At 69.9% G+C, this 2554-nt stretch carries 1 protein-coding gene and 1 pseudogene; both read left to right on the top strand.

The annotated features are described in order from the left end of the window. A pseudogene (locus tag VJ693_RS15490) lies at positions 1–1351 on the top strand (glycine dehydrogenase (aminomethyl-transferring)); the annotation flags it as partial. A 12-nt stretch (positions 1352–1363) separates the two neighbouring features. Beyond that, positions 1364–2554: L-serine ammonia-lyase (locus VJ693_RS15485; RefSeq protein WP_324155518.1), on the top strand; the 1191-nt coding region annotated here is incomplete at its 3' end.

Genomic DNA, 2554 nt, shown 5'->3' with positions numbered 1-2554 from the left:
CAGCGAGATGATCCCCATCACCTGGCCCGAGTTCGCGAACCTGCACCCGTTCGCGCCGGCCGACCAGCTGGCCGGCTATGCGCTGCTGAACGAGCAGCTGACCGGCTGGCTGTGCCAGGCCACGGGCTACGCCGGCATCAGTCTGCAGCCCAACGCCGGCTCGCAGGGCGAGTACGCCGGCCTGCTGGCGATCCGCGGCTGGCATGCCTCGCGCGGCCAGGGTCACCGCAAGGTCTGCCTGATCCCCGAGTCGGCGCACGGCACCAACCCGGCCTCGGCCCACATGGCCGGCATGCAGGTGCTGGTGGTCAAGTGCGACGCCAACGGCAGCGTCGACCTGGACGACCTGAAGGCCAAGTGCGAGCAGCACCAGGACGACCTGGCCTGCATCATGATCACCTACCCCTCCACCTACGGCGTCTTCGAGCCGCGCGTGAAGGAGCTGTGCACGATGGTCCACCAGTACGGCGGCCGGGTGTACGTGGACGGCGCCAACATGAACGCGCTGGTCGGCATCGCTGCGCCGGGTCAGTTCGGCGGCGACGTGAGCCACCTGAATCTGCACAAGACCTTCTGCATCCCGCACGGTGGTGGCGGCCCGGGCGTGGGCCCGGTCTGCGTGGTCGAAGACCTCGTGCCCTTCCTGCCCGGCCATGCGACGGCCGGCCAGCGGCGCGAGGGTGGCGTCGGCGCTGTCGCGGCGGCGCCGCTGGGCAACGCGGCCGTGCTGCCGATCTCGTGGATGTACATCCGCATGATGGGCGCCGAGGGTCTGAAGCAGGCCACCGAGGTTGCGATCCTGAGCGCGAACTATGTGGCGGCGAAGCTGTCAGATCACTATGACATCCACTTCAGTGGCGGCATCGACGGCATCAAGGGCGGCGGCGTGGCCCACGAGTGCATCCTGGACCTGCGCCCGCTGAAGGACGCATCGGGCATCGGCGCCGAAGACGTCGCCAAGCGCCTGATCGACTATGGCTTCCACGCGCCGACGCTGAGCTTCCCGGTGGCCGGCACGCTGATGGTCGAGCCGACCGAGAGCGAGCCGCTGGTCGAGCTCGATCGCTTCTGCCACGCGATGGTCTCGATCCGCGAAGAGATCCGCAAGGTCGAGACCGGCATCTGGCCGAAGGACGACAACCCGCTGAAGAACGCGCCCCACACCGCGCAAAGCCTGCTCGCGGCCGACTGGCCGCACGCCTACAGCCGCGAGGAGGCCGCCTACCCGGTGGCCGAGTTGCGCCAGAACAAGTACTGGTCACCGGTCGGCCGGGTCGACAACGTCTACGGTGACCGCAACCTGTTCTGCTCCTGCATTCCGATGAGCCAGTACGCCGATAGCGCCGAATAGCACCGAGCAAACATGGCCGTCTCCGTCTTCGACCTCTTCAAGATCGGCATCGGGCCGAGCAGCTCGCACACCGTGGGCCCGATGCGGGCGGCCCGGCTGTTCGCCGCGCGGCTGCGCAGCGAAGGGCTCCTGGCGAAGACGGCGCGCGTGCGCTGCTGGCTCTACGGCTCGCTGGGCGCGACCGGCAAGGGCCACGGCAGCGACAAGGCGGTGCTGCTCGGCCTGGCCGGGCACGAGCCGGACACGGTGGATGTCGACGCGGTGCCCGCGATCCTCGACGCGATCCGCCAGTCTGGCCGGCTGGCGCTGCTGGGCGAGCAGCCCGTGGCCTTCCACGAGGCCGACGACCTGCTGTTCCAGCGCCGCGAGAGCCTGCCCTTCCATGCCAACGGCATGCGGCTCGTGGCCTGCGACGCCGATGGCGCCGAGATCGAGAACCGGGTGTACTACTCGGTCGGCGGTGGCTTCGTCGTCAGCGACGAGGTGGCGGCCGACGGCACGAGGCAGAAGGTCATCGCCCCGGACGCCACCGTGCTGCCGCGCCCCTTCCGCTCCGGCGCCGAATTGCTGGCGCTTTGCGAACGCGAGAAGCTCACGATCGCCCAGGTCATGCGGCAGAACGAGCGCCACTGGCGCACCGACGCCGAGATCGACGCCGGCCTGCTGCGCATCTGGCGCGCGATGCAGGATTGCGTGGCCCGCGGCCTGCGCACCGAGGGCGTGCTGCCCGGCGGCTTCAAGGTCAAGCGCCGCGCTGCCAACCTCTATCGCGACCTCACGAGCAACCCCGAGGCCGCGCTGCGCGATCCGCTGCAGGTGATGGACTGGGTCAACCTCTACGCGCTGGCCGTCAACGAAGAGAACGCCGCCGGCGGCCGCGTGGTGACCGCACCCACCAACGGCGCGGCCGGCATCGTGCCCGCCGTGCTGCACTACTACCACCGCTTCGTCTACGGCTCGTCGGACAGCGGCGTGGTCGATTTCCTGCTCACCGCGGCTGCGATCGGCATCCTCTACAAGGAAAACGCCAGCATCTCGGGCGCCGAGGTCGGCTGCCAGGGTGAAGTCGGCGTGGCCTGCTCGATGGCCGCCGGTGCGCTCGCCGCGGTGATGGGCGGCTCGCCGGCCCAGGCCGAGAACGCCGCGGAGATCGGCATGGAGCACCACCTGGGCCTGACCTGCGACCCGGTCGGCGGCCTGGTG

It is taken from the genome of Ideonella sp. (assembly GCF_035254525.1).
Lineage (GTDB): Bacteria > Pseudomonadota > Gammaproteobacteria > Burkholderiales > Burkholderiaceae_C > Ideonella.
This window is presented reverse-complemented; position numbering and strand designations above follow the sequence as displayed.